Raw genomic sequence first — 24,497 nt, 5'->3', positions numbered from 1 at the left:
GTCACTGCACGGCGCCGCGGCGGCCGTCCTCGTACCAGGTGACGATAAGCTGGCGTTCCACCGGCTCCATGTAGGAAACGTTGGCCGGCGGCATCGCGTGGCTCAACCCGGCCTGGAGATAGATCTCGCGGGCATGGGAGGCGATCTGCGCCTCGGTCTCCAGCAGCACGCCCTTCGGCGCCGCGACGATCCCGTCCCAGGCCGGCTCCTCGGCGTGACACATGGAGCAGCGCCCCATCACCGCGTAGGTGACCTCTTCGAAATGATCCGATGAGGCGAATTGCATCGCGGCCGGTCCCATCACCGCCTCCGCTGCATCTTCCGGCACGGACTTGGGACCCGCGGTCGAGAGCCAGACGATGGCGAGGAAGAGCGCGGCGGTCAGCCCCCAGGTCCACCAGGGCTGTCCCTTGCGGGCATGCATACTGTTGAAGAAATGCCGGATCGTGACGCCCATCAGGAAGACCAGGCTCGCGATAATCCAGTTGTACTCGGTCGCAAAGGCGAGCGGGTAATGGTTCGAGAGCATCAGGAAGAGGACCGGCAGGGTCAGGTAGTTGTTGTGCGTCGAGCGCAGCTTGGCGATGGCGCCGTATTTCGCGTCCGGAGTACGGCCCGCCTTCAGATCGGCAACGACGACCTTCTGATTCGGGATGATCACCATAAAGACGTTGGCGGACATGATGGTCGCGGTGATGGCGCCGAGATGCAGAAAGGCGGCACGCCCGGTGAAGATCTGCGTGAAGCCCCAGGCGAGCGCCACAAGCGCCGCGTAGAGCAGCACCATCAGCAGCGTCGGGCTCTTCGCCAGCGGCGAGCGGCAGGCGAGCGTATAGACCGTCCAGCCAAGCGCGAGCGAGCCGAGCGACACGGCGATGGCCTGCCAGCTTTCGGCGGCCCAGACGCTTTGGTCGATCAGGTAGAGATCGGCATGGCCGTAATAGACGATGCAGAGCAGTGCGAAGCCCGATACCCAGGTCCAGTAGCTCTCCCACTTGAACCAGGTCAGGTGTTCCGGCAGGGCGGCGGGGGCCACGAGATATTTCCGGATGTGATAGAAGCCGCCGCCATGCACCTGCCATTCCTCGCCATGGGCGCCCTCCGGCAGGTCCGCCGCCTTCCTTAGGCCGAGATCAAGGGCGATGAAGTAGAAGGACGAGCCGATCCAGGCGATGGCGGTGATGACATGCAGCCAGCGCGCGGCGAAAGACGCCCAGTCCCAGATCACGGCCGAATTCGGCAACAGCTCAAGCATTCGCGCACCCCCAGCAGCATCCCATGGCGACACTCTGGCAAATCCGCGGCGCTTCCAAAAGCGCGATATCTCCGCTTTACTTTATAGGAATTTTTGAAAATCAGAGGCGGGCATGCCCTATCTCGACAGCATCCGGGTCTTCGTGCGCACCGTCGAACTCGGCAGCATTACCGCGGGCGGCAGGGATCTCCGGCTGACCCCGGCGGTGGCGAGCAATCGTATACGGGAGCTTGAAAACCGGCTCGGTATCCGGCTCTTCAACCGGACCACGCGGAAGATCGCCCCGACCGAGGTCGGGCGCCTCTTTTACGATCATGCGAAAGAAATCATCGAGGCGCTGGACAAGGCGGAAGCGGCGGTCGCGGAGTACTCGCAGACCCCGCGCGGTTCGATCAAGGTGCTCTCCCCCCTCGGCCTCGCCCGCCGCGTGGTGGCGCCGCTGGTGCCGGAATTCAACGACCTCTATCCCGACCTCGCGATCCAGCTCCGGCTCTCCGACCGCAAGGTCGACATCTTCGACGAACGGGTCGATGTCGCCATCGTGCTCGGCACACCGGAGGATTCGAGCCTGAAAGCCCGCAAGATCATGGACTGCCCGCGTGTGCTCTGCGCCGCGCCGGTTTATCTCGACCATTTCGGCACGCCCGAGAAGCCGGAGGACCTGGTCGAGGGCGGCCACCGCTGCCTGCTGCTCCGCTTTCCCGGCACGCAGGAATATTTCTGGACACTGCAGACAAAGACCGGCCCGGCCCGCTTCAACGTCCGCGGTCCTTACGATGCCGACGAGGGCGACGTGCTGACCGAATGGGCGCTTGCCGGCCGCGGCATCGTCAACAAGCCCTTTTTCGAGGTCGCGGGCCATATCCGCAGCGGCGCTCTTGTCCCAGTATTGGAAGACACCCCGCCCCCGCCGGTGGCCCTCGCCTGCCTCTATCCCCACCGCCGCCTGCTCGACCCGAAGATCCGGCTGTTCGTCGATTTCATGATCAGGAAATGCAAGGCGCGGGTCGAGGGGATGATGAAGGGAGTGTCTACAGCGGTCTAGGTCGACGGCTTGAACGGCTGCCCCAGACACGCCGGCGCCTGCGAGCCCACCGACTTCCGCATCGAGATCAGCGCCAGCACGACGATGGTCGCGAGGTAGGGCATCGCGGCGAGGAATTCCGGCGGGACGTATTCGAAGCCGGCTGCCTTGGCGTGCAGCTCCAGCGTCATCACCACGCCGAAGAGATAGGCCCCGGCGAGCAGCCGCATCGGGCGCCAGGCGGAGAAGACGACCAGCGCCAGCGCGATCCAGCCGCGCCCGGCGGTCAGCTTTTCCGCCCACATCGGGGTCAGGACCAGCGAATAGTAGCAGCCGCCGATCCCGGCCATGGCGCCGCCGAAGGCGACCGCCATGTAACGTACCGAGATCACCGAATAGCCGATGGAATGGGCGGAGACATCGTTCTCCCCGACCGCGCGCAGGATCAAGCCGGCGCGGGTGCGGCGGAGGAACCAGGCGACCGCGAGGGTCATGGCGAAAGAGAAATAGACCACCGGATCGTAGCCGAAGAGCACACGGAGGTGTTCGTGCTCGGCCAGCGCCGGCGGGAAGAGCGGGCCGATCCGCTCCACCGTCTGGCCGACGAAACCGGCGCCCATCAGCGAGGAAAGGCCGATGCCGAAAATGGTGAGCGCGAGGCCGGTCGCAACCTGGTTGGCGGTCAGGGTCAGCGTGAGATAGCCGAAGATCATCGAGGCGCCCGCCGCCGCGAGCGCGGCCGCGACGATGCCCACGAAGGTGACGCCGGTCATGGTGGTGACGGCGAAGCCGGTGACGGCACCGACCAGCATCATGCCCTCGACCCCGAGATTGAGCACGCCGGACTTCTCCACAACGAGTTCGCCGAGGCCCGCCAGCAGGATCGGCGTTGCCGCCCCGACGACGGTGACAAGGATGGAGATGAGGATCGCTTCGGTCATGCCGCGCCTCCGCTGCGCGCACCGCTGAAGCGGAGGCGATAGGTCACCAGAATGTCGGTTGCCAGCAGAAAGAACAGCATCATCGCCTGGAACAGCCCGCTCGCCGCGTTCGGCAGGCCGATGGAGGATTGCGCGATCTCGCCGCCGACATAGGAGATGGCAAGAATGAGCGCGCCGAGCACGATGCCCGCCGGGTGCAACCGTCCGAGAAAGGCGACGATGATGGCGGTGAAGCCGTATCCGGTCGGGAATTGCGGGACCATCTGCCCGTAAGGACCTGCCGCCTCCAGGATGCCAGCAAACCCGGCGAAGCCGCCGCCCGCGAGCAGGGCGAGCCAGATCGTGCGCTTCCGGTTGAAACCGCCATAGCGCGCCGCGTTCGGCGCCGCGCCGACGACACGGATCTCGAAGCCGAACACGGTCTTCGAAAGCACATACCAGGCGATCACCGCGACGATGAAGGCGAGCGGCACGCCGAGATGGACGAAGGTATCGCCGATCTCGGGCAGGAGCTGGCTGTCGCTGAACATCCGGCTCTGCGGGAAATTGAATCCCTCCGGGTCCTTCCAGGGACCGCGCATCAGGAAATAGAGGAGCTGGATCGAGACATAGGTCAGCATCAGACTGCTCAGGATCTCGCTGACATTGAGCTTCGTCTTGAGGAAAGCCGGAATCGCGGCATAGAGAGCGCCGCCGATCGCGCCGGCGAGGCACATGGCCGGCAGGATCCACCAGCCCTCCATCTCCCAGGTGGCGAGCGCGATACCGGTCCCGGCGAGCCCGCCCATCACATACTGGCCCTCGGCGCCGATATTCCAGACATTGGCGCGGAACCCAATGGAAAGACCGGTCGCGATCAGGATCAGCGGGGCCGCCTTGATGCCGAGATCCTGCCAGGCGCCGATATCCAGCACCGGGACGAAGAAGATCGCCCAGACCGCGCCGGGCCCGTCGTAGCCGAGCACGGAGAAAATCGTCGCGCCGGCGATCATGGTCAGCAGCACCGAGATGACCGGCGTCAGGTAGAGCATCGCGCGGCTGGGCTGCTTGCGCTTCTCCAGCTCAAGCAGCATGGGAGGCTCCCGCATATTCCTTCGTCGCGTCCGGGTCGCCATGCACGCCGCCCATCAGCAGGCCGATCTCGTCGACAGAGGCCTCGCCGACCTTCAGGCTGCGGGAAAGACCGCCCTCGTTCATCACAGCGAGCGTGTCGGAAATAGCGAGCAATTCGTCCAGGTCCTGGCTGATCAGCACAACCGCCGAGCCGCGCGCTGCGAGATCGACGATCTCCTGGTGGATCGCCGCTGCCGCACCGGCATCGACGCCCCAGGTCGGCTGCGAGACCACCAGCACTTCCGGCGCCTGCATGATCTCCCGGCCCATGATGAATTTCTGCAGGTTGCCGCCGGAGAGCGACCCTGCGGGCGATGCCGCGCCGGTGGTCTTGACGGCGAAAGTGTGGATCACCTCGTCGGTGTAACGTTCCGCCAGACGGCCGTTGATCACGCCCCAATTGACCATGTTCTTGCGGTTGCGGGCGGTCAGGATGGCATTGTCGGTGAGCGAGAAGCCCGGCACCGCACCGTGCCCGTTGCGCTCTTCCGGCACCGCGCAGAGGCCGTGCCGCCGGCGCTCTTCCGCCCCCAGCGTGCCGACCGGCACGTCGTCGATCCTTACCGCGTCACCGAATGGCACCGGCCGCTCGCCGCTCAACGCCAGCAGCAGCTCGTTCTGGCCGTTTCCGGCGACGCCGGCGACGCCGAAGATCTCGCCCGCGCGGACGGAAAAGGTGACGTTCTTCAGTGTGGTGCCGAACTCGTCGTCGGCCGGTAGCGACAGATCGGAAACGACGAAGCGTTCGGCCCCGAAGCTGCGGCCCTCCGCCTTCTCGATCTCCTTCAGCGAGCCGCCGATCATCATCTCCGCCATGGAGCGGGAGGATTCCTGGCGCGGATCGCATTCCGCGACCACCTTGCCCCCGCGCAGGATCGTCGCCTTGTCGCAGAGCTCCACGATCTCGTGCAGCTTGTGACTGATATAGAGGATCGAGCAGCCGCCCTTGGCGAGCGCGCGGAGCGTGTCGAACAGTTGCGCGACCTCCTGCGGCGTCAACACCGAGGTCGGCTCGTCCATGATCAGCAGTCGCGGGTTCAGCAGCAGGGCGCGGACGATCTCGATACGCTGGCGCTCGCCGACGCTGAGGGTCGCGACGGCGCGGTGCGGATCGAGATGCAGATTGTACTCGTCGAGCACGGCGCGGATGCGGCTCTCAAGATCGGCGTAGGAGACCGCCTCGTCGAGCCCGAGGGCGATGTTCTCCAGAACCGTCATCGCCTCGAAGAGCGAGAAATGCTGGAACACCATGCCGACGCCCATGGCGCGGGCCGCCTTCGGGTTGGCGACCTGCACCGGCTTGCCGTCGAAGCGGATCTCGCCGGCATCGGGATGCATGATGCCGTAGATCATCTTCACCAGCGTCGACTTGCCGGCCCCATTCTCCCCCAGCAGCGCGTGGATCGTGCCCGGCGCCACCGAGAAGCTCACATCGTCATTGGCGAGCACTCCCGGAAACGACTTGGTGATCCCCGTCAGTTCCAGGCGGCTCGTCGCCCCCTCACTCATGCAACCCGCCCCCGCTGGTTATTTTTTGCACCGCAGCATCCCCCGGCTCCCGCGCCGCCGTCAATCGTGCGATCACCTCCGCCGCGACGTAGGCGGCAATCACTTCCGGGCGCTTGTCGCCGCTGCCCGCCGCCCCGATCGGGCAGACCAGCGGTGTGGTATCGCCCACCGGGGCGCTACTTTTCGCACACCAGCGCTCGAAGGATGCCCGCTTGGTCTTCGAGCCGATCATGCCGACATAGGCCGCATCGCCGCGCATAAGCGCCTCAGCGGCGATAATGAAATCGAGCGCGTGATCGTGGGTCAGGACGACAAAGGCGCTACCGGGCGGCGCGCTGCGCACCTCGGCCTCCGGCAAAGGTGTCAGGCAGCGGCGCACCGGCGCCGAACAACCCTCTAATTCCGCCTCACGCTCATCGACCAGGACAGTGTGCACCGGCAACAGCGCGCAGGCCGCCGCAAGGGCGCGGCCGACATGACCGGCGCCGAAAATATAGACCGCCGGGAGCTGTTTCCGGGCTTCGGCATGACGCGTCTCTTCGAGTGCGAGCGCCCCGGCATCGAGCAGAAGCATGCTGATCGCCACGTGGCCGCCGCAGCACTGCCCGATCTCCGGGCCGAGCGGCAATTCGAGGCGCCGTTCCACGGAGCCCGCAATCAACATGTCGCGCGCCGCCTCGATGGCGATGTATTCCAGCCGTCCGCCGCCAATGGTGCCTTCCGAGCGGTCGGAGGAGACATACATCACCGTCCCGGCCTCGCGCGGCGTGGAGCCTCGGGCGGAGACCAGCTCCAGCCGGATTGCCGACCCGACGGTCTCGAAGAAGGAGCCACTCATGCCGCCGCTCCCTCAGCCGCCCTAAACCGTTCGACTGCGAGCAGGATGCGTTCCGGCGTCGCGGGCGTGTCGAGGCGCGGGCACTCCCGGTAATCCGCGACGCTCGCCACCGCCATGGAGAGCGCTTCGAGCACGGAAATGCCGAGCATCAGCGGCGGCTCGCCCACCGCCTTGGAGCGGCGGATGGTCCGTTCCCTGTTCTCCGACCATTCGGCGAGCGCGACGTTGAAGATCCGCGGCACGTCGGAAGCGAGCGGGATCTTGTAGGTCGAGGGCGCGTGCGTGCGCAGACGTCCCTCCCCGTCCCACCACAGCTCCTCCGTGGTCAACCAGCCGACACCCTGGATGAAACCGCCCTCGACCTGCCCCTTGTCGATCGCCGGATTGAGCGACTTGCCGACATCGTGCAGGATGTCGGCGCGCTCGATGCGATATTCGCCGGTCAGCGTGTCGATGGAGACTTCGGAGACAGCCGCCCCATAGGCGAAATAGTAGAAGGGGCGTCCTTTGCCTGCTTCCCGGTCCCAATGGATCTCCGGCGTCTTGTAGAAGCCTGCGGCCGAAAGATGCACCCGCGCCATGTAGGCGGCGGCGATGAAGGTCTCGAAGCTCAGAGCCTCGCTGCCGACAAGGACCTGCCCGGCCTCGAAGCGGACCGCCTCTTCCGGCACGCCCCATTTCTCCGCCGCGAAAGACCGGAGCCTCTGCTTAATCTGTTCCGCCGCGTCCTGGGCGGCCATGCCGTTCAGGTCCGAGCCCGAGGAGGCCGCCGTCGCCGAGGTGTTCGGCACCTTCTCTGTCGTCGTCGCGCTCACCCGGATGCGGTCGAGATCGACCTGGAAACAGTCGGCCACGACCTGCGCCACCTTGGTGAAGAGCCCCTGCCCCATCTCGGTGCCGCCGTGGTTCAGGTGGATCGAGCCGTCCTTGTAGACATGCACCAGCGCGCCCGCCTGATTGTACCAGGTCGCGGTGAAGGAGATGCCGAACTTCACCGGCGTCAGCGCGATGCCCTTGCGGAGGATGCCGCCCTTCGCATTGAAGTAGAGGATCGCTTTCCGCCGCGCCCGATAGTCCGAACTCTCCTCCAGCTCTGAAACCAGCCGGTCGAGGATGCTGTCGGTGACCTGCTGGTGATAGGGCGTGACATCCCGGTCCGGCTCGCTGCCGTAGAAATTCGCCTTGCGGATCTCCAGTGGGTCCTTGCCGAGGGCGTAAGCAATCTCCTCGACGATCCGCTCCGCTCCGACCACGCCCTGCGGACCGCCGAAGCCGCGGAAGGCGGTGTTGGAGACCGTGTTGGTGCGAAGCGGCTGCGAACGGAGGCGCACGGCCGGATAGTAGTAGGCATTGTCGGCATGGAAGAGCGCGCGGTCCGTCACCGGCCCGGAGAGATCCGCCGAAAAGCCGCAGCGCGCGGCGAAAGTGCCGTCGACGGCGAGGATCCGTCCCTCCTCGTCATAGCCGACATCGTAGGAGACTTTAAAATCGTGTCTCTTACCGGTCGCGATCATGTCGTCGTCACGGTCCGGGCGGAGCTTCACCGCGCGGTTCAGCTTCTTGGCGGCGAGCGACGCGACGGCGGCGAACAATGCCGGCTGGCTCTCCTTTCCGCCGAAACCGCCACCCATGCGCCGGACCACGACCGAAACCGCGTTCGCCGGGACGCCGAGGACCTGCGAGACCAGAACCTGGCCCTCGCTCGGATGCTGGGTCGAGGAATGGATCGTGACGGTCTCGTCCTCGCCCGGGATGGCGAGCGCGATATGGCCCTCGAGATAGAAATGATCCTGCCCACCGATCTCCATCTCGCCCCTGAGCCGGCGCGGTGCCGATTTCAACGCGCTTTCAACGTCTCCGCGTTCGAGCTTCAGCGGCGGGGTCACGAGATCGCCGCCCGCCTCCAGCGCTTCGTCGATGGTGACCAGGGCCGGGAGCGCGCGATACTCGATCTTGGCCAGCGCCGCCGCCCTGCGGGCCGCGTCCCGCGTCTCCGCGATCACCGCGAACATCGGCTGCCCCCGGAACATGACCTTGTCTTCGGCGAAGACCGGATCGTCATAGGCATGGACCGGACTGACATCGTTCTCACCCGGAATGTCGTCGGCAGTGAGGACCAGCGCGACACCCGGCGCCGCGCGGACGGCGGAAAGGTCCATCGAGACGATCTCGGCATGGGCCGTTTCCGAAAGCCCGAGATAGGCGTGAAGCGTGCCCGCAGGCTCCGCCATGTCGTCGATATAGTCTGCCGTGCCGCGTACGTGCTTATGAGCAGAGTCATGGCGCTCGGCGCTTTGCACGCCGCCGCGGACCGCGCTATTCCGGTCGCCGTCCATCACGCGCTCAGCCTCGCGGGGGCTTCCCCGCCGGATGTTTCAAGGAAGAAGCGCAGCAACAGATTGGCAGCGACCTTCGAGCGGTACTCTGCCGACGCCCGCCAGTCTGAGAGCGGTGTGAAGTCCTCGGCCATCGCCGCCATGGCGGCCCGGACGCTCGCCTCACTCCAGGGCTGGCCGATGAGCGCCGCCTCCGCCTTCGCCGCCCTCCTCGGCGTTGCCGCCATGCCGCCAAAAGCGAGCCGCGCGGCGGCGACCGTGCCCCCGTCTTGCGTCAGCTGGAAGGCGCCGCAGACGGCCGAGATATCCTCGTCCCGCCGCTTGGAGATCTTGTAGGCCGCGTTCAGCGTCTCCGGCGCCGGAAGAGGGATACGCACGCTCTCGACGAACTCGTCCGGCGCCCGGTCCTGCTTGCCGTAATCGATGAAGAATGCTTCCAGCGGGATCGTCCGGCGCTTGCTGCCCCGCCGCAGCATCACTTCGGCGCCGAGCGCGATCAGGACCGGCGGCGTGTCGCCGATGGGTGAGCCGTTGGCTATATTGCCGCCGATGGTCCCCATATTGCGCACCTGCCAGCCGCCGATCCGGTCCCAAAAATCGGCGAGATGCGGGAAGTGCTCCGCGATCACCGAGGCGCTTTCGCTGTAGGTCACGCCTGCTCCGAGGAAGAGCGCGTCCTCGGTCACGCCGATCCGCTTCAGGTCATCGAGATGGCCGACGAAGACCGCCGGCGAGATATCTTTCATGTGCTTGGTGACCCAGAGCCCGACATCGGTCGAGCCGGCGACGATTGTCGCGTTGCCCACCTCCAGCAGCACGCGCGCGAGATCGTCCCCGTCCGCAGGCAGGATCGCGGTACTGCCGCCGCGCGAGACCACAACTCGCGCGCCGTCGCCCAGTTCCCCCAGCTTCGCCATGACCGCATCGCGTTCCGCCATCAGTGGATCGTCTGCCATAGAGCCTCGTCCGGCCGCGTCCAGTGCGGCACGGATGATCGGCGCATAGCCGGTGCAGCGGCAGAGATTGCCCTGTAGCGCCGTCTCCACCGCCTCAACCGAGCCGCAGCCGCCCTCCATCCAAAGCGCATAGAGCGACATGACGATGCCAGGTGTGCAGAAGCCGCACTGGCTGCCGTGATGCTCCACCATGGCCTGCTGCACGGCGTGCAAACCGCCCTCGGGGTCGCGGAGATATTCCACCGTCACGACATGGCAGAGATCGGCCGAGGCCAGCGGGCGGATGCAAGCATTCACCGTCTCGTATTTCAGCCCATCCGGTGTGCGCCGCCCGACCAGCACGGTGCAGGCTCCGCAATCGCCCTCGGCGCAGCCTTCCTTGGTGCCGCGCAGGCGCTGGTCGAGGCGGAGATGGTCGAGCAGCGTGTCGCCCGCGCCGACGGAAGAGAGCCGGACCTCGCGGTCGTTCAGCAGGAACCGGATCTCACCGCGCGCCGACATGGTTCAACTTCCCCGGTAGGTCGCATAGCCATAGGGCGAGAGCAAAAGCGGCACGTGGAAATGCTGCGATGCATCGGCAATGCCGAAGCGGAGCGGAATGCGGTCGAGGAAGAGAATATCGCCGGAGACGTGTCCTGCCCTGCGCAGATAGTCGCCAGCCTCGAAAACTAGTTCGTAACTGCCGGCGATAAAACTGTCGCCGCTCGCCATCGGCGCGTCGGTACGGCCATCGTCGTTGGTGACGGTCGATGACACCAGCTCCCGCTCCTCGCCGTCGAGGCGGTAGAGCGCGATCTTCAGCCCCGCCGCGGGTGTCCCGGCGGCCTGATCCAGCACATGCGTTGTCAGACGTCCCGACGCCATAATCTCTCTGCCCCTGTTCGCTCGGCATATGCGCGCCGGTTTTCCCGGCTGCTCTTTGACCGAATTAGATTCTCAAGGAATTGTATATGAAAGGCGCCATGTCATAAGAGTCTTTCAAAATTTTGTTGAATGTCCGTGCGCGCGTTCTCCGGAACAATGGCGCCGGTACCGACGATGAGGTGGGATGATGGGGGACTATCCGCGCGACCTCGAAGGCTACGGCCCGAACGCGCCCGATGCGGACTGGCCGGGCGGTGCCCGGGTCGCGGTCCAGTTCGTTCTGAACTACGAGGAAGGCGGGGAGAACAACCTGCTGCACGGGGACGAGGCCTCCGAGGCCTTCCTTTCCGAAATCGTTGGCGCGGCCGCCTGGCCGGGCCAGCGCCACTGGAACATGGAATCGATCTACGAATACGGCGCCCGCGCCGGTTTCTGGCGCCTGCACCGGATGTTCACCGAGGCCGGGGTTCCGCTGACCGTCTACGGCGTCGCCACCGCGCTCGCCCGCAGCCCCTCGCAGGTAAAGGCGATCCAGGAAGCCGGCTGGGAGATCGCCTCGCACGGCCTCAAATGGATCGAGCACAAGGACATGACGGAGGCCGAGGAGCTGGCACAGATCGTCGAAGCGATCCGGCTCCATACCGAAGTCACCGGCGAAGCGCCGCGCGGCTGGTATACCGGACGCTGCTCGATGAATACGGTCGCGCTGGTCGCAGCCCGCGGGGACTTCGACTACATCTCCGACAGCTATGCCGACGACCTGCCCTACTGGATGGAAGCGGGCGAACACGACCAGCTGATCATCCCCTACACGCTAGACGCCAACGACATGCGTTTCGCGACACCGCAGGGTTTCAATACGGGAGACCATTTCTTCCAGTACCTTAAGGACAGCTTCGACGCGCTCTACGAGGAGGGCAAGGAAGGGCGCCCGGCGATGATGTCGGTCGGCTTGCACTGCCGCCTCGCCGGACGCCCGGGCCGGGCCGCCGGACTGAAACGCTTCCTCGATTACGCGAAGAGCAAGGACAAGGTCTGGTTCGCGCGCCGGATCGAGATCGCCGAGCACTGGGCAAAGACCCACCCGCAACGGCGGTTCGAGCGGCCGAGCCAGATGGACAAGGCGACCTTCGTCACCCGCTTCGGCGGCATCTACGAGAATTCACCCTGGATCGCCGAGGCGGCCTTCGATCTCGAACGCGGCCCCGCGCATGACACGGCGACCGGGCTGCATTCCGCCCTCACCCGGATCTTCCGTTCCGCTAGCCCGGAGCAGCGGCTGGCCGTGCTGAACGCGCATCCGGACCTCGCGGGCAAGCTGGCGCAGGCGAAACGGCTGACTGCCGAGTCCACCGCCGAGCAGGCGAGCGCCGGGCTCGACGCACTGACCGACGACGAGCGCACCACCTTCGAGGACCTGAACCGGCGCTATGTCGAGAAGCACGGCTTCCCTTTCATCATCGCCGTGCGCGACAACACGAAGGCCAGCATCCTCGAAGCTTTCAAAAAGCGGATCGGGCATGACCGCGAAACAGAAATGGCCGAGGCCTGCCGCCAGGTCGAGCGCATCACCGAACTCCGACTGAAGGACCTCCTGCCATGAGCAGCGACAACCGTTCCTACCACGCGATCCCGGGCGGGCTGCCGGGGCAGACCGAACTGATGACCGGCCGCGCCGTCTTCACGGAGGCCTATGCGGTGATCCCGAAAGGCGTGATGACCGACATCGTCGCCAGCCTCTTTCCCTTTTGGGAGAAGACCCGCGGCTGGATCATCGCTAGGCCGCTGTCCGGTTTCGCCGAGACCTTCTCCCACTACGTGATGGAGGTCTCCCCCGGCGGTGGCTCGACGAAGCCGGAACCGGAAGCGGGCGCCGAGGGCGCGCTCTTCGTCGTCTCCGGCGCCGTCACCGTGACGGTCGGCGGCATGGAGAAGGTGCTGGAGCCGGGCGGTTTCGCCTATCTACCGCCGTCGAGCGGGTGGACTCTGAAGAACGACGGCGCCGAGCCCGCGCAGTTCCACTGGATCCGCAAGATGTACGAGAAGGTCGAGGGGATCGAGGCGCCCGACCCAGTCTTCGCCCGCGATCAGGACATCGCGCCCGCCGCGATGCCGGACACCGAGGGCCGCTGGGCGACCACGCGCTTCGTCGAGCCGTCTGATCTCAGGCACGACATGCATATCACCGTCGTAACCTTCCTGCCCGGCGGGACCATTCCCTTCGAGGAGACCCATGTCATGGAGCACGGGCTCTACGTGCTCGAGGGCAAGGGCGTCTACAAGCTGAACCGGGACTGGGTCGAGGTCGAGGCGGGCGACTATATGTGGCTGCGCGCCTTCTGCCCTCAGTCCTGCTATGCCGCCGGGCCGGGGCCGTTCCGCTACCTGCTCTACAAGGACATGCACCGCCATCCGCGGCTGACCGGCGTCGGAGCTTTCGGGCGATGAGCGGGACGATCGCCGCCAAGCCCCTGACTGTGGGGGCGTTCGCCCCTTACGGCGAGGTGCTGGAGGCTTCTGGTGCACCGGACTACATGATCAATGCGGGGCTCTGCGGCCGTTATCACGACCGGGCGCGGCCGGAAACGGATCCGGAAGGCGAGGTCGCCCTCAGCATCGGCCGCAGCGATGCGATTTCCCTGCCTCTCACATTGAAGATGATGGAGCGTCATCCGGACGGCAGCCAGGCTTTCGTGCCGATGAACGGCACCCGCTTCCTCGTCATCGTCGCCGCGGACGAGAACGGCGTGCCGGGACGGCCTGAGGCTTTTCTTACAAACGGTACGCAAGGCATCCAGTACAAGCGCAACTGCTGGCACGGCGTGCTCGCACCGCTCGAAGGACCAGCGGACTTTCTGATCGTCGACAGGATCGGTCCGGGAAATAACCTGGAAGAGCACCACCTAGCGGCCCCGTATACGATCACCGCGGAATAGATCCGGGCGCACGCCCTCTCCGGCGCGGACTTCCCCCGAATGCAAGAACCGCCCGAGCCGATATCCAGCTCGGGCGGTTCGAATACTGCAGTTCGGAAGGTTCCGCCCGCCGAGTGCGGGCGAGCTTCGATCAGTGATGTTCTCTTTCCTGGGCCGGATCGGCCAGCTCGGACATCGTCCTGACCAGATCGACGATGCGCGCCCGCGCATGTTCCGGCAGGTCGCCCCAGAGACGCACCAGCTCGTTCGCCTGACGTCGGGCGAGCGGAGAATCCATCTCGACGTCGTGCGCACCGGCAATCGGCGGCGCGATGTCGTCGCCGCCCATCAGCCGGGCCGGCGACTGGGAGATTGTCTGCTCGTCCATTTCATCGAAGAAATACGACACCGGCGTATTCAGCACCGATGCCACGTCGAACAGACGGGACGCGCTGATGCGATTGTCGCCACGCTCGTATTTCATATATTGCTGGGAGGTCACACCGATCTTCTGCGCGACGATCCGCTGGGTCATTCCCATCTCTTTGCGACGACGGCGAAGTCGGGCCCCAACAAAAACATCGACCGGATTATTGGCCGTGCTCTTGCCCCGCTCCCCCATGTCTTTTTCGGACGCCTGTTCGCCGGCGTCCAGTGCCTCATCCATAAGATGACTGGCGGCGTTCTTCATGATCACCCCCCGATCCCTCTAGAGTTCCCTAAACAGAAAATTGCCGATTGCATGATCATCAACCCAACGAATGAAAAAAATCACCCCAAGTTGACTCTCATAACCTAAAAGCATTTTGCTACGCAGGAAGAACGCGCCGCCGATTCTACCGCTATGCCACCAATATTCACGGATGTTTCTTGTAGTTTTAGCACAACTGGCGTCTAGGTTTTTAACCATACCATGCTGTGCCGGAACGATCAATTTCCACGTGGACGTTATAGGTGAATTTTTTGGCAAGTCATGGAACACATACCATTGGTTGTGACTTCACCCGACTCTCTTAACATCTGGGCCATTTCCAAAACCGGAGAAGCTCCATCCGATCAATTCTGGTTATCAACCTTTACGATCTGAAATTGACCATCGAGAGAGAACATACCAATTGCATTGTCGATCCCGAACACTACTATCCGAATGAAAGGATCAATCATGCAGCCTGATATCGCAGTTATCGGCAATGGGCCCACCGCGCAGCTCGCGACCCACGCCCTGTCCGCGTCCGGATTCGACGCGCTCATGGTCGGCCCACCGGCGGATCGCACGGACGACCCGCGCACCACGGCCCTTATGCCTTCAAGCGTGGAATCCCTCGACTCCCTGGGGGTCGATGTCCGGCAAAAGGCGACGCCGCTGCTTGATCTGAGGATCGAGACGACAGGCCCCTTCGGACTTGTGAGCGAACTCTTCACCGCAGCGGATGCCCGCGAGGAGTTTCTCGCGCAAAATTTGTTCATCAAAGATCTTCTAGCCGTGATGCCGGAGGTTAATACGCATTCCGCCGCCGCGACCCGGGTCGTTCCGGGCGACGACCGGGTACATGTCGAATGTGCGGACGGAACCTCCCTCGAGGTACGGCTGGTGATCGCGGCCGACGGATTTCAGTCGATTGCGCGGGAGGCGGCCGGGATCACATTGCGCAAACGTTCCCTCGGGCGGAGTGCGCTCTGCGTTCCCGTAAACCTGGAACAGCCGCATCATCGCCTCTGCATCGAGCGGTATGACGATACCGGCACGCTGACCCTGATCCCGGTCGCGGAGTACGACGCGTCGCTCATCACCATTGCTGCACCGGAAGACATTGCCGCCCTCGCTGCGCACGAGGACGACGTCATTGCGCGCAAGCTATCGCGACGGCAGCCGGCGTTCGGTGCGATCAGATTTAGCGGCGCCAAGGCGGTCTTCCCGCTTTCCCTCGGCTTCGCCCCGCGCCCGGCACAGAACCGTGTCGTCGCGATCGGCGAGAGCGCGCATATCGCGCCGCCGATCGCCGCACAGGGCTGGAACATGTCGGTACGCGACATCATGACCCTGACGCGGCTTCTCAGCGATGCGCGGGACAAGGGTGACGACGTCGGCGCGCCCGGCGTGCTCGCCCGCTACGCACCGCAACGGCAGCCGGATGTCGCAGGCAGGCTTTCGGCGATCGGCGCCCTCGCAGGGGTCGCGACCCGCCCCGCTCCGGCGCAAAAGTTTCTCCGACAGGCCGGACTGATGGCACTTGGTCGCATTCAAGGCGCCAAACGCGGCCTGATGCGCGCCGGCCTCAGATGAGGTTTCCGCGGCGGGCGTATGTGTTCGCCCTGCTTTTCGCGGCTCTAAGTGCCTTTCCCGCACATGGGGTTGCATCGAAAGGGGAGACGCCACTCCCGCTGGAACTACCGGATATCCGGTTCGGTATGCACCTCACCGAAGCACGACATGAACTGCCGCAGGCCCACCTGATGGAGCCGGGTCTCGATTTCGGGCCGCTCAGCGGTCGGCTGGTCCTGCAACGTTTCGAGGCCTTTTCTTCCAGTTTCAGGGCCATCCTGCAATTCGACCGGAAAAGCGCCCTCCGGCAGATCCTGCTGGAACGTCGTCACGCCGCCGCCACGCGCAAGAGTGCGGGCGACGTGCAGCAAACCTTGTCCAGGACCCTTGGCCCGCCGGAGGAGATCTGTATCCCGACGGAGGCCACGCCCGCGACCGGCCGGATGACCTGGCGCCGAGACGGCTGGGAGATGCATCTGATCGGATTCGACGATCTGGGGCCCGGCATCCTGACGGAGGATCCGGACAGGGGAGATCCGCTCGACATCAAGCCAATCGGGCGCAGCCGGGACGAGCGGTTCCGCGGACGTCAGCAGCGGAGCTTGCCGCGCCGAATCCTGATCAGGATACACGGCGCGCAAGACGCACTGCTCCGACCGCCGCCTTGCAGCGCGAACTAGCGGATCAGGGACGCGACGCCTCCGAAGACGGAATAATCCGTCAACGGCGACGCACGCCGAGATACGCTCCCGCAAGAAAAGGTGAGCTCAACATTGTTCCAACGCCTGCCGTGCCAAGACATGCCAATAACAACTTACTCAGGCCAACGCCCTATTCACCACGCATGAATTATGCTCAAGAATATAATCATTTTTTCTAAGTAAATCTTCTTCGATATTCATTGACTCCTCCATACTTCGTTGAATTTTATTTGTCCTGATTGTTGCGTTTTTGTTTCAGAAAAATGTCAAACAAGATCGCGCGAGCAACGAGGCGGCTGCTTGACAGAGCTGTGCCGCCGTTGTGTGCTCCGGTCGCTGGAAAAATAAGCGGAATTTCAACAGGATGCCGGTTCGAATCTGGGGCCATCAGACAACAGAGGAGTTCTCGACGCTCGACCCGGCGCGGACCATTGCCGTACTGCCGGTCGGGGCCGTCGAGCAACACGGCCCGCACCTTCCGCTTTCAACCGATATTTTGATCACCGAAGCCGTTCTCGACGCGGCGGCGGTTCTTCTGGCCGACGACGTCACGGTCCTCGTCCTGCCATCCCAGGCCGTGGGCCTCAGTCCGGAACATATGAGCTTCGCCGGGACTCTCAGCCATCGCGCCGAAACCCTGATCGCCTCCTGGACGGAGATCGGCCACTCCGTCGCAGCCGCCGGACTACGAAAGCTGATCCTGCTGAACAGCCATGGCGGGCAGCCGCAGGTCGTCGACATCGTCACCCAGTGCCTGCGGAGCGAGGCCGGTCTGCTCGCCGTGCGCGCGAATACCTTCCGCTTCGAACTCCCCGAAAACCTTATCTCAGAGCGGGAACGGTCATTCGGGCTCCATGGCGGGCAGATCGAAACCGCTCTGATGCTGGCCATCGCCCCGGAGTTGGTCCGCCGTGAGCTGATATCCGATTTTCCGAACAGGGCAGAAGATCTTGCGGCAGGGAACAAGCGCCTCGGTCTTTCCGGAGCCGGCGGCCTCGCCTGGAACGCCGAGGACCTGAACCCTTCGGGCGCCACCGGAGCCGCGAGCCTCGCAACAGCGGAAGACGGCGCGGCGATCCTGACGGCTTACGGACACCAGCTCGCGGAACTCATCGGCGATGTCGCCGATTGGCCGCTGAGCGACGGCGCACCGTTTGGCGCCCCGCAATGAGCCGGGACTGGGCCGATGTCCTCAAAGGGCTCGGGAAAGACGTACCGCCGGTAGGCGAAGACGAAAACAGAGAGGCCCCCTGGGAGCTCTATCGCGACCTCGCCCGCACCTGCACGGAGAAACCCACCGTCATCGCCCAGGTCGGGCAGAGCCTCGACGGGCGCATCGCGACGGCGAGCGGCCATTCACATTACGTGAACGGCCCGGAGAGCCTCGACCATCTGCACAGGCTGCGTGCCATCGCGGACGCGGTGATCGTCGGCGCCGCAACCGCCGAGCTCGACAATCCGCGCCTCACCACCCGCCGCGTGCCGGGCCCGAACCCGGTCCGGGTGGTCATCGATCCGAACCGCCGGGTACCGATGAGCCATTCCCTTTTCAAAGAGGCGGATGCGGAGACCCTGATCGTGACGGAAGATATGCCCGGCGCGCTTCCGTCCCATTGCGGAATGCTCACCGCTTCCGGCGCGGACGGACAGGTGGTCCCTGACCTGCTGCTTGAGGCTCTGCGTGAGCGCGGGCTGCGCACGATCCTGATCGAGGGCGGCGGCCGGACAATCTCCGGATTTCTCGCCGCTGGCCTGGTGAACCGGCTGCAGGTCGCGGTGGCCCCGATGATCATCGGCTCCGGCCGTCCGGGCCTGGTGCTACCCGAAATCGAGAAGCTCGACGCCGCGCTTCGTTTCGAGACCCGGACCTACGCGCTCGGCGCGGACACTCTGTTCGATTGCCGGCTCAGCTAGGCGGGACCGCGAACAGGTCGCGGTGACCGACATAGATTCCGATCCCGGGACGCGCCAGCAACGCCGCGCCCCAGGCCGCGATCTCCTCGCGGTCGAGCGGCGCGATCTCGCCGGCAGCCGCGACCCAGCCCTCGACCAGCTCGCGCGCACCAGGATCTCCCGCCGTGAGCGACCAGTCGCTTTCCCCCTGCTCGACACGGTAACCGCGCTGCTCCAATCCCTCGACGAGCGCCGGATGCGCTTCCGGACCGAGCGCCGGCCCAAATCCCTTGTCGCCATGCTGGTGATCGTTCACCAGGGCTTCCAGATTCTCCGCCTCCTCGTGGTCGCCCTCGATGTCGATCCGCCCGTCATAGGTCAGCACCGAGAGAAACGCCGCCCGGCGCTCTGCAAGCGCATCGAGGAAGCGATCAAGCCAGTCCCGCGAAACGAGATCGAACAACGCGGAAGCGGTAACGAGATCCGCACCACCGAGCAGCACGCTCAGATCTCCAGTAGCAAGGTCGATGTCGCGGACCGTAATCCTGTCATCCGCTTTCAGGGAGGCCTCGGCCACCGCGCGCTCGAGCAGCGCCGTATCGCTGTCCGCCAACAGCCACTCGCAAGGCATTTCGAGCAGCGGCGCCAGATGGCGCTGGTTGTTCCCGCTGCCCGCCCCGAGATCGAGTATCCGGAGCGTCGCCGGCCGCGTTTCGGCCCAGCGGACGAGCGCGCCCTCCACCTCCGGACTGCGGGCCGCCCGGTCCCAGACCGCGCGGGCCGCCAGCCACTCGGCGGAGAAGCCGCCGCTCATTGCAGCGTCACCCCGTCGACCGCGCGCTGGAACGCGGCCCGGGCGCGGGTCCAGTCGGACAGGCGCGGCGCGGCGCGGCGGGAACGTGCAGCCAAGTCAAACCGGCTCTTGTCGCTCTCCAGATGCGCCCGCAGCACGTGCGCAAGCGCCTCTTTTTCTCCGGCCGGAACCAGCTCCGCCGCTTCCCGGACAGCGTCCGAGACGGCCGCTTCCTCCGTCGTGACCACCGGCAATCCGAATGCGACCGCATCCGCGAGTGCCATCCCGAACCCTTCGTGATGGGACGCGGACAAGAAGAGCCCGGCGGATTGATGCAGCTCTGCCAAAGCCGCCTCGTCACGTTCGCCGTGGAACGTCACCCGCTCTTCCAGACCAAGCTCGGCGGCAAGTCGTTTCAGGGCGCTTGTATGTGCTGCGTCCCGCGCCGCGCCGACGAGATCCAATGTCCAATCTAGATTCCGGCACTCCGCCAGTGCCGTGAGCGCGATGTCGTGTCCCTTGCGCAGCGTCAGGGTCCCGACCGAAAGCACCCGCAGCGGACGTTCCGTCCCGCCGGACCAGTTGCCGTTCCGCGCCCAGCCAGATATCCCCGGCTCGACAACATGCACCGCGGATGGATTGACACCGAATTCCCGGAGCCGCCGCGCCGTCTGCGCGCTGGAGACGACAATCCGCGCGACCTCTCCCAGCACGGCTTTCTCCGCCTGGAAGAAAGCCTCCTGCTCGCGGGTGCTGAGGCCGGTCTCGTCGGCAAGCGGATGGTGGATCATCGCCACCACGTCGAGGCGCGGCGCATGCTGCGCGACGGCCTGGCCGAGCGCGCTCAGCGCCAGCCCGTCGATGACGCAGAGCGCGCGGTCCGGCAGTCCCGAGAGGATGGCCGCCCCGGCGGCGACGTCATAGGGCGCGGCCCGTGGAAAATCCCCGGCGAGCTCGTGTACCGCGCCAAGCCGGCCCGCCTCGCGCAGCCCGTCCGCCATCTCGCGGTCGTAGATGAAGCCGCCGGTCAGGGTGCCGATCGGCCCCGGAAGGATGAAATGAACCGGTGCATCCGGCTGCTGCAGACGGGCCTGCCTCACAGCGTGCCCTCGTAGGAGGCCCAGGCAATGTGGGACTCGTGCAAAGTCACCTTCATGCCGGAAAGCGCGCGTGCGGCTTCGCCGAGATTTCCCTCACGGATCGCAAGCGCCATCGCGTCGAAGATGTGCTTCGCCAGAAACTCGGTGGTCGTGTTCTCGCCCGCGAAGTCAGGCAGATCGTCGAGATTGCGGTAGGCGAGCGGCGCCAGCACTGCCTTCAGCTCCTCCGAGGCGGCGCCGATATCGACCACCAGATTATCCGCATCCAATTCCGCGCGACGGAACTCGACATCGACCACATAGGTCGCGCCGTGCAGGCGCTGCGCCGGCCCGAAGGTCTCGGAATTGAAGCTATGCGCGATCATCACATGGTCGCGGACGGTCAGTGCGTACATGAAAAGGCTCCGATCAGTCAGAATAGCGGATGCGGTGGCAGAGAGTCTCGTGCGCGCCGGCAGCAAGCGATGTCAGAACCTGCGGCAGGTCCTCGAACGGGCTCTCGCCGGTTATCAGAACATCGAGCGCGGGATCGTCGAGCAGACCGATGGCTTCGGCAAGTCGTTCCCGGTGTCGGGAACCTGGACGCCGCGACGGGGCGACGGCGCCGACCTGCGAGGCCTGGATGGTCAGACGCTGGGAATGGAAGGCGCCGCCGAGGGGCAGCGAGACCTCGCGGTCGCCGTACCAGCTGAGTTCGATAATGGTCGCCTCGAAAGCGGCGAGATCGAGCGCGCGCCGCAAGCCGTCCTCCGTCGCGCTGGCATGGAAGAGTAGACTGAAACGCTCTGGATGCACGCTGTCGCCCGCATAGCGGAGACCGAGCCTGTCGCAGACCTCCGACCGGCTCGGCACCGGGTCGAAGATCCAGACTTCGGCCTCCCAGAAGCGGCGTGCCAGATACCCGGTGAGCAGCCCGACAACACCGCCGCCGATGACGGCGATCTCGCCCGCGCGAGCCGCCTCGGCGTCCCAGACGGCATTGAGCGCGGTTTCCATGTTGGCGGCCAGAACCGCCCGCTCCGGCGTCACCGTTTCGGGCAGCGGAAGGGCCGCTTCGGCCGGAATGAGATAGCGTGTTTGGTGCGGGTAGAGCACGAAGACCGGCGTCCCGGGCGCGAGCGCCGCGCCGTCAGCAACACGCCCGACGGAGGCATAGCCGTACTTCACCGGTCCGGGAAACCGTCCCTCCTGAAACGGGCAGGCCATCCGGCCCCATTCGGAGCGCGGTACGCCGCCGCGGAAGACGAGGCTTTCCGTTCCCTTGCTGACCGCGGAATAGAGTGCGTCGACCAGCAGGTGGCCTTGCGCCGGCGGATCGACATGCTCTTTACGGATTTCGCCGCTGCCGTCCCCCCGCGACCAGAATGCCCTCGCAATCGGGGCGTCTTGCTCGTGCTCTGAAGTCATTGTCCCAGTCGGCCTCTCTCGGCCTCAATAGAGTCGGCCGGAGCCCTAGTATGAATGGCCGCTCACACGCAGCAAAAACTATCGTGAAGCATGGGTCCGTGTTTCACATAGGATGCTCTAGTCCCCGGCTTCCCCAGAAAGCCGCGCTTCGACGCCGGTGAGTTTCTCATAGGCCTTGATCACTGCGGTACAGCTTTCCTTTTCGAACCCCATGATGGACGCCAGCGCATAGGTCTGATGCACGGATTCGGCCATGAAGCCCGGCAGGCCCGCCTGCTCCAGCCACTCGGCGTAATAGCGGACGTCCTTCTGGGCGTTGGCGAGCGACATCAGGGGCGTGAAATCGCGCTTTAGCGTCGCTTCGCCATAGAGATCCATCATCCCCGACTTGCCGCCCGCTGCGGAGATGATGCCGATCACCTTGTCCATATCGAGCCCTTCTCTGGCGGCCAGAGCGAACCCCTCGCACCAGGAGGCGACGTTGGCGAAGGCGATGTAATTGTGGATCAGCTTGAGACGGATCGCATGGCCCGCCGGGCCGACATGGAAGATATTTTCGGCATAGGTCCGGAACAGCGGGCGCAGCCGCTCCAGCAATTCCTCGCTGCCGCCGAACAGAATATTCACCTCGCCGCGCTCGGCATGAACCGGCGTTCGGGTCATCGGCGCCTCGCAATAGGCGATACCGGCGGCGTCGCAGGCCGCCCGCATCCGATCGACATGGGAGGGGGAGACGGTCGTGTGGTCGAGGAAGACCGATCCCGTGCGCATCCGGGACAGCAGACCGTCAGGGCCGAGCGCCAGTTCCTGGACCGCTTCCGCCGTCGTGATGCAGACCGCCAGCACATCGACATCGCCGGCGAACTCTCCCGGAGAAGCGGCACCTTTCGCACCGTTGGCGACGACGGCGGAAACCGCGTCAGGATCGATATCGTATGCGGTTACAGGAACACCTTTCATGGCCATGTTCTTCACAAGGCCGCGCCCCATGCCGCCAAGGCCAATGAAACCGACAGAAATATCCCCCGCAACGCCCATGTTCTCACTCCCACTCTCAAAAAAGAAAGGCCGACAGAATGCCGGCCTCTCGCATAATCGTCGAATTACCGGATCATTACGCACCCGGCTGCGGCACGACGCGCAGGTACGGCCGCTGTTCGTCCCATCCGCCCGGGAACAGCTTGCGCGCCTCGTCGTTGGACAGCGCCGGGACAATGATGCAGTCGTCGCCGTCCTTCCAGTTCACCGGCGTCGCCACCTTGTGGCTGTCGGTCAGCTGGAGGGAATCGACCACCCGCAGAATCTCGTCGAAGTTCCGGCCGGTGCTCGCCGGATAGGTCAGAATCAGGCGAACCTTCCTGTTGCCGTCGATGATGAAGACCGAGCGCACCGTCAGCGTGTCGTTCGCGTTCGGGTGGATCATGTCGTAGAGATCGGCAACGGTCCGGTCATGATCGGCGATCAGCGGGAAGTTCAGGGTGTTGCCCTGAGTCTGCTTGATGTCGTCGGCCCATTTCTCGTGGTCGCCGAGGCCGTCGACGGAGAGCCCCAGCACCTTGACGCCGCGCTTGTCGAATTCCGGCTTCAGACCGGCCATGTAGCCGAGCTCGGTGGTGCAGACCGGGGTGAAGTCCTTCGGATGCGAAAACAGGATCACCCAATTGTCGCCGGCATAATCGTAGAAGTTGATCTTGCCTTCGGTGGAGTCCTGGGTGAAATCGGGTGCAGTGTCGCCAAGCCGGATGGTCATGGCTGTCTCCTTCGCTCTCTTATGTAGAAATGGCCCTCTCAAAGCCGGCGGCACTATAGGAGGGTCCGGCGGTGGATGAAACCGCCGGACCGGACCGTTTTAGTGCCGTTTCACACAAGGCGAACGGGAGACGTCAGGGCAGCTCCATACCCCGCTGCAGGGCCGGACGCGCCATCATGCCGTCGTACCAGCGCTTCACGTTCGGAAACTGGGCGAGATCCACTTCCTGCCAGTCGTGGCGGAACACCCAGGGCAGGGTCGCGAAGTCGGCGATGGAGACCTCGTCATTGGCGAGATAGTCCCGCCCCTCGAGACGGCTGTTCAGCACGCCGTAGAGCCGCAGGCATTCCTTGCCGTAGCGCTCGATGCCGTAGGGCACCTTCTCCTTGGCGGCGCGCTTGAAGTGATGCACCTGGCCGAAGATCGGGCCGATGCCGCCCATCTGGAACATCAGCCACTGGATAACCTCGTAGCGCTTGCCCATCTCGGACGGCATGAACTTGCCGGTCTTCTCGGCGAGATACATCAGGATCGCGCCCGACTCGATGACCGTGTAGGGCTTCCCGTCCGGGCCGTCCGGATCGACGATCGCCGGGATCTTCGAGTTCGGATTGATGGCGATATATTCCGGCGTGAACTGGTCATCCTCGCCGATATTGATCGGATGCAGGTTGTACGGAATCCCGCACTCTTCCAGCATGATCGTGATCTTGCGGCCGTTCGACGTCTTCCACGTGTAGCATTCGATCGGTGCCGTCATGGCATTTCCCCCTCTGAATTCTAGAACCTGCATACAAAAAAGACGGCTGCGTTTCCGCAACCGTCTTTTCAGAATTGGT

At 64.8% G+C, this 24,497-nt stretch carries 24 protein-coding genes; 8 read left to right on the top strand and 16 right to left on the bottom strand.

Annotation, left to right across the window (positions count from 1 at the left end; all coding sequences use genetic code 11):
• Position 1: 1 nt before the first annotated feature.
• Positions 2-1,255 (bottom strand): urate hydroxylase PuuD, encoded by a 1,254-nt coding sequence (locus NUH88_RS17665; RefSeq protein WP_308220071.1) that lies wholly within the window; start codon positions 1,253-1,255, stop codon positions 2-4.
• 112 nt (positions 1,256-1,367) lie between these two features.
• Here NUH88_RS17665 and NUH88_RS17660 point away from each other — a divergent pair, with 112 nt between their 5' ends.
• A complete protein-coding gene (locus NUH88_RS17660; RefSeq protein WP_257767755.1) occupies positions 1,368-2,300 on the top strand; it encodes a LysR family transcriptional regulator in 933 nt (310 codons plus the stop codon).
• Here the strand turns inward: NUH88_RS17660 and NUH88_RS17655 are convergent.
• The 7 genes from NUH88_RS17655 to uraH are packed head-to-tail and all read right to left on the bottom strand — an operon-like array spanning position 2,297 to position 10,836.
• Positions 2,297-3,220, bottom strand: a complete 924-nt coding sequence (locus NUH88_RS17655; RefSeq protein WP_257767753.1) for an ABC transporter permease — start codon at positions 3,218-3,220, stop codon at positions 2,297-2,299. The genes NUH88_RS17660 and NUH88_RS17655 overlap by 4 nt on opposite strands.
• Positions 3,217-4,293, bottom strand: a complete 1,077-nt coding sequence (locus NUH88_RS17650; protein ID WP_257767751.1) for an ABC transporter permease — start codon at positions 4,291-4,293, stop codon at positions 3,217-3,219. Before NUH88_RS17650 ends, NUH88_RS17655 begins: the two co-directional genes overlap by 4 nt.
• Positions 4,283-5,842, bottom strand: coding sequence for an ABC transporter ATP-binding protein (locus tag NUH88_RS17645; RefSeq protein WP_257767750.1), 1,560 nt, complete (start codon positions 5,840-5,842; stop codon positions 4,283-4,285). The genes NUH88_RS17650 and NUH88_RS17645 overlap by 11 nt, the downstream gene beginning before the upstream one ends.
• Entirely contained in the window at positions 5,835-6,680 is an 846-nt protein-coding gene (gene xdhC / locus NUH88_RS17640; RefSeq protein WP_257767749.1) for a xanthine dehydrogenase accessory protein XdhC, read from the bottom strand. Before xdhC ends, NUH88_RS17645 begins: the two co-directional genes overlap by 8 nt.
• A complete protein-coding gene (gene xdhB, locus NUH88_RS17635; protein ID WP_257767748.1) occupies positions 6,677-9,016 on the bottom strand; it encodes a xanthine dehydrogenase molybdopterin binding subunit in 2,340 nt (779 codons plus the stop codon). The genes xdhC and xdhB overlap by 4 nt, the downstream gene beginning before the upstream one ends.
• Positions 9,016-10,473 carry a xanthine dehydrogenase small subunit gene (gene xdhA / locus NUH88_RS17630; protein WP_257767747.1) on the bottom strand — a complete coding sequence of 486 codons (1,458 nt, stop codon included), beginning with the start codon at positions 10,471-10,473 and terminating at the stop codon, positions 9,016-9,018. Before xdhA ends, xdhB begins: the two co-directional genes overlap by 1 nt.
• A 3-nt stretch (positions 10,474-10,476) precedes the next feature.
• A complete protein-coding gene (gene uraH / locus NUH88_RS17625; RefSeq protein WP_257767746.1) occupies positions 10,477-10,836 on the bottom strand; it encodes a hydroxyisourate hydrolase in 360 nt (119 codons plus the stop codon).
• A gap of 184 nt (positions 10,837-11,020) precedes the next feature.
• Here uraH and puuE point away from each other — a divergent pair, with 184 nt between their 5' ends.
• Genes puuE through NUH88_RS17605 form a run of 3 tightly spaced genes read left to right on the top strand, consistent with a single transcriptional unit; the run spans position 11,021 to position 13,772 of the window.
• Positions 11,021-12,439 carry an allantoinase PuuE gene (gene puuE, locus NUH88_RS22345; RefSeq protein WP_444329682.1) on the top strand — a complete coding sequence of 473 codons (1,419 nt, stop codon included), beginning with the start codon at positions 11,021-11,023 and terminating at the stop codon, positions 12,437-12,439.
• Positions 12,436-13,284, top strand: coding sequence for a bifunctional allantoicase/(S)-ureidoglycine aminohydrolase (locus NUH88_RS17610; protein WP_257767745.1), 849 nt, complete (start codon positions 12,436-12,438; stop codon positions 13,282-13,284). Before puuE ends, NUH88_RS17610 begins: the two co-directional genes overlap by 4 nt.
• Entirely contained in the window at positions 13,281-13,772 is a 492-nt protein-coding gene (locus NUH88_RS17605) for an ureidoglycolate lyase (protein WP_257767744.1), read from the top strand. The genes NUH88_RS17610 and NUH88_RS17605 overlap by 4 nt, the downstream gene beginning before the upstream one ends.
• 130 nt (positions 13,773-13,902) lie before the next feature.
• On the opposite strand, the gene NUH88_RS17600 is transcribed toward NUH88_RS17605, so the two are convergent.
• The gene (locus NUH88_RS17600) at positions 13,903-14,442 is read right to left on the bottom strand and encodes a helix-turn-helix domain-containing protein (RefSeq protein WP_257767743.1); all 540 of its coding nucleotides are present in this window, start codon (positions 14,440-14,442) and stop codon (positions 13,903-13,905) included.
• Between the two features lie 471 nt (positions 14,443-14,913).
• On the opposite strand from NUH88_RS17600, the gene NUH88_RS17595 reads away from it, so the two are divergent.
• The 4 genes from NUH88_RS17595 (at position 14,914) to NUH88_RS17580 (ending at position 18,629) form a co-directional block, all read left to right on the top strand.
• Complete coding sequence (locus tag NUH88_RS17595; protein ID WP_257767742.1) at positions 14,914-16,035, top strand: FAD-dependent monooxygenase; 1,122 nt, start codon at positions 14,914-14,916, stop codon at positions 16,033-16,035.
• A gap of 125 nt (positions 16,036-16,160) precedes the next feature.
• Positions 16,161-16,694 (top strand): hypothetical protein, encoded by a 534-nt coding sequence (locus NUH88_RS17590; protein WP_257767740.1) that lies wholly within the window; start codon positions 16,161-16,163, stop codon positions 16,692-16,694.
• 385 nt (positions 16,695-17,079) lie between these two features.
• Positions 17,080-17,886, top strand: a complete 807-nt coding sequence (locus tag NUH88_RS17585; protein ID WP_257767738.1) for a creatininase family protein — start codon at positions 17,080-17,082, stop codon at positions 17,884-17,886.
• Positions 17,883-18,629 carry a RibD family protein gene (locus tag NUH88_RS17580; protein ID WP_257767737.1) on the top strand — a complete coding sequence of 249 codons (747 nt, stop codon included), beginning with the start codon at positions 17,883-17,885 and terminating at the stop codon, positions 18,627-18,629. The genes NUH88_RS17585 and NUH88_RS17580 overlap by 4 nt, the downstream gene beginning before the upstream one ends.
• On the opposite strand, the gene NUH88_RS17575 is transcribed toward NUH88_RS17580, so the two are convergent.
• The 7 genes from NUH88_RS17575 to NUH88_RS17545 all read right to left on the bottom strand — a co-directional run bounded on the left by NUH88_RS17575 (position 18,622) and on the right by NUH88_RS17545 (position 24,418).
• A complete protein-coding gene (locus NUH88_RS17575; RefSeq protein ID WP_257767736.1) occupies positions 18,622-19,422 on the bottom strand; it encodes a class I SAM-dependent methyltransferase in 801 nt (266 codons plus the stop codon). The two genes, NUH88_RS17580 and NUH88_RS17575, sit on opposite strands and share 8 nt — an antisense overlap.
• Positions 19,419-20,501: a glycosyltransferase family 4 protein gene (locus NUH88_RS17570; RefSeq protein WP_257767735.1), complete on the bottom strand. Its 1,083-nt coding sequence runs from the start codon at positions 20,499-20,501 to the stop codon at positions 19,419-19,421. The genes NUH88_RS17575 and NUH88_RS17570 overlap by 4 nt, the downstream gene beginning before the upstream one ends.
• Positions 20,498-20,896: a 6-pyruvoyl trahydropterin synthase family protein gene (locus NUH88_RS17565; RefSeq protein ID WP_257767733.1), complete on the bottom strand. Its 399-nt coding sequence runs from the start codon at positions 20,894-20,896 to the stop codon at positions 20,498-20,500. Before NUH88_RS17565 ends, NUH88_RS17570 begins: the two co-directional genes overlap by 4 nt.
• 13 nt (positions 20,897-20,909) lie before the next feature.
• The gene (locus NUH88_RS17560; RefSeq protein WP_257767731.1) at positions 20,910-21,908 is read right to left on the bottom strand and encodes a zinc-dependent alcohol dehydrogenase; all 999 of its coding nucleotides are present in this window, start codon (positions 21,906-21,908) and stop codon (positions 20,910-20,912) included.
• Positions 21,909-22,025: 117 nt separating this feature from the next.
• Complete coding sequence (locus tag NUH88_RS17555) at positions 22,026-22,946, bottom strand: NAD(P)-dependent oxidoreductase (RefSeq protein WP_257767730.1); 921 nt, start codon at positions 22,944-22,946, stop codon at positions 22,026-22,028.
• A gap of 76 nt (positions 22,947-23,022) precedes the next feature.
• Positions 23,023-23,658 carry a peroxiredoxin gene (locus NUH88_RS17550; RefSeq protein WP_257767728.1) on the bottom strand — a complete coding sequence of 212 codons (636 nt, stop codon included), beginning with the start codon at positions 23,656-23,658 and terminating at the stop codon, positions 23,023-23,025.
• A gap of 133 nt (positions 23,659-23,791) precedes the next feature.
• A complete protein-coding gene (locus NUH88_RS17545; RefSeq protein ID WP_257767727.1) occupies positions 23,792-24,418 on the bottom strand; it encodes a glutathione S-transferase family protein in 627 nt (208 codons plus the stop codon).
• Positions 24,419-24,497: the final 79 nt, after the last annotated feature.

The organism is Nisaea acidiphila (assembly GCF_024662015.1).
GTDB classification, from domain to species: Bacteria; Pseudomonadota; Alphaproteobacteria; order Thalassobaculales; family Thalassobaculaceae; genus Nisaea; species Nisaea acidiphila.
The sequence above is the reverse complement of the archived record's forward strand: the minus strand, read 5'-3'. Positions and strand labels throughout refer to the sequence as shown.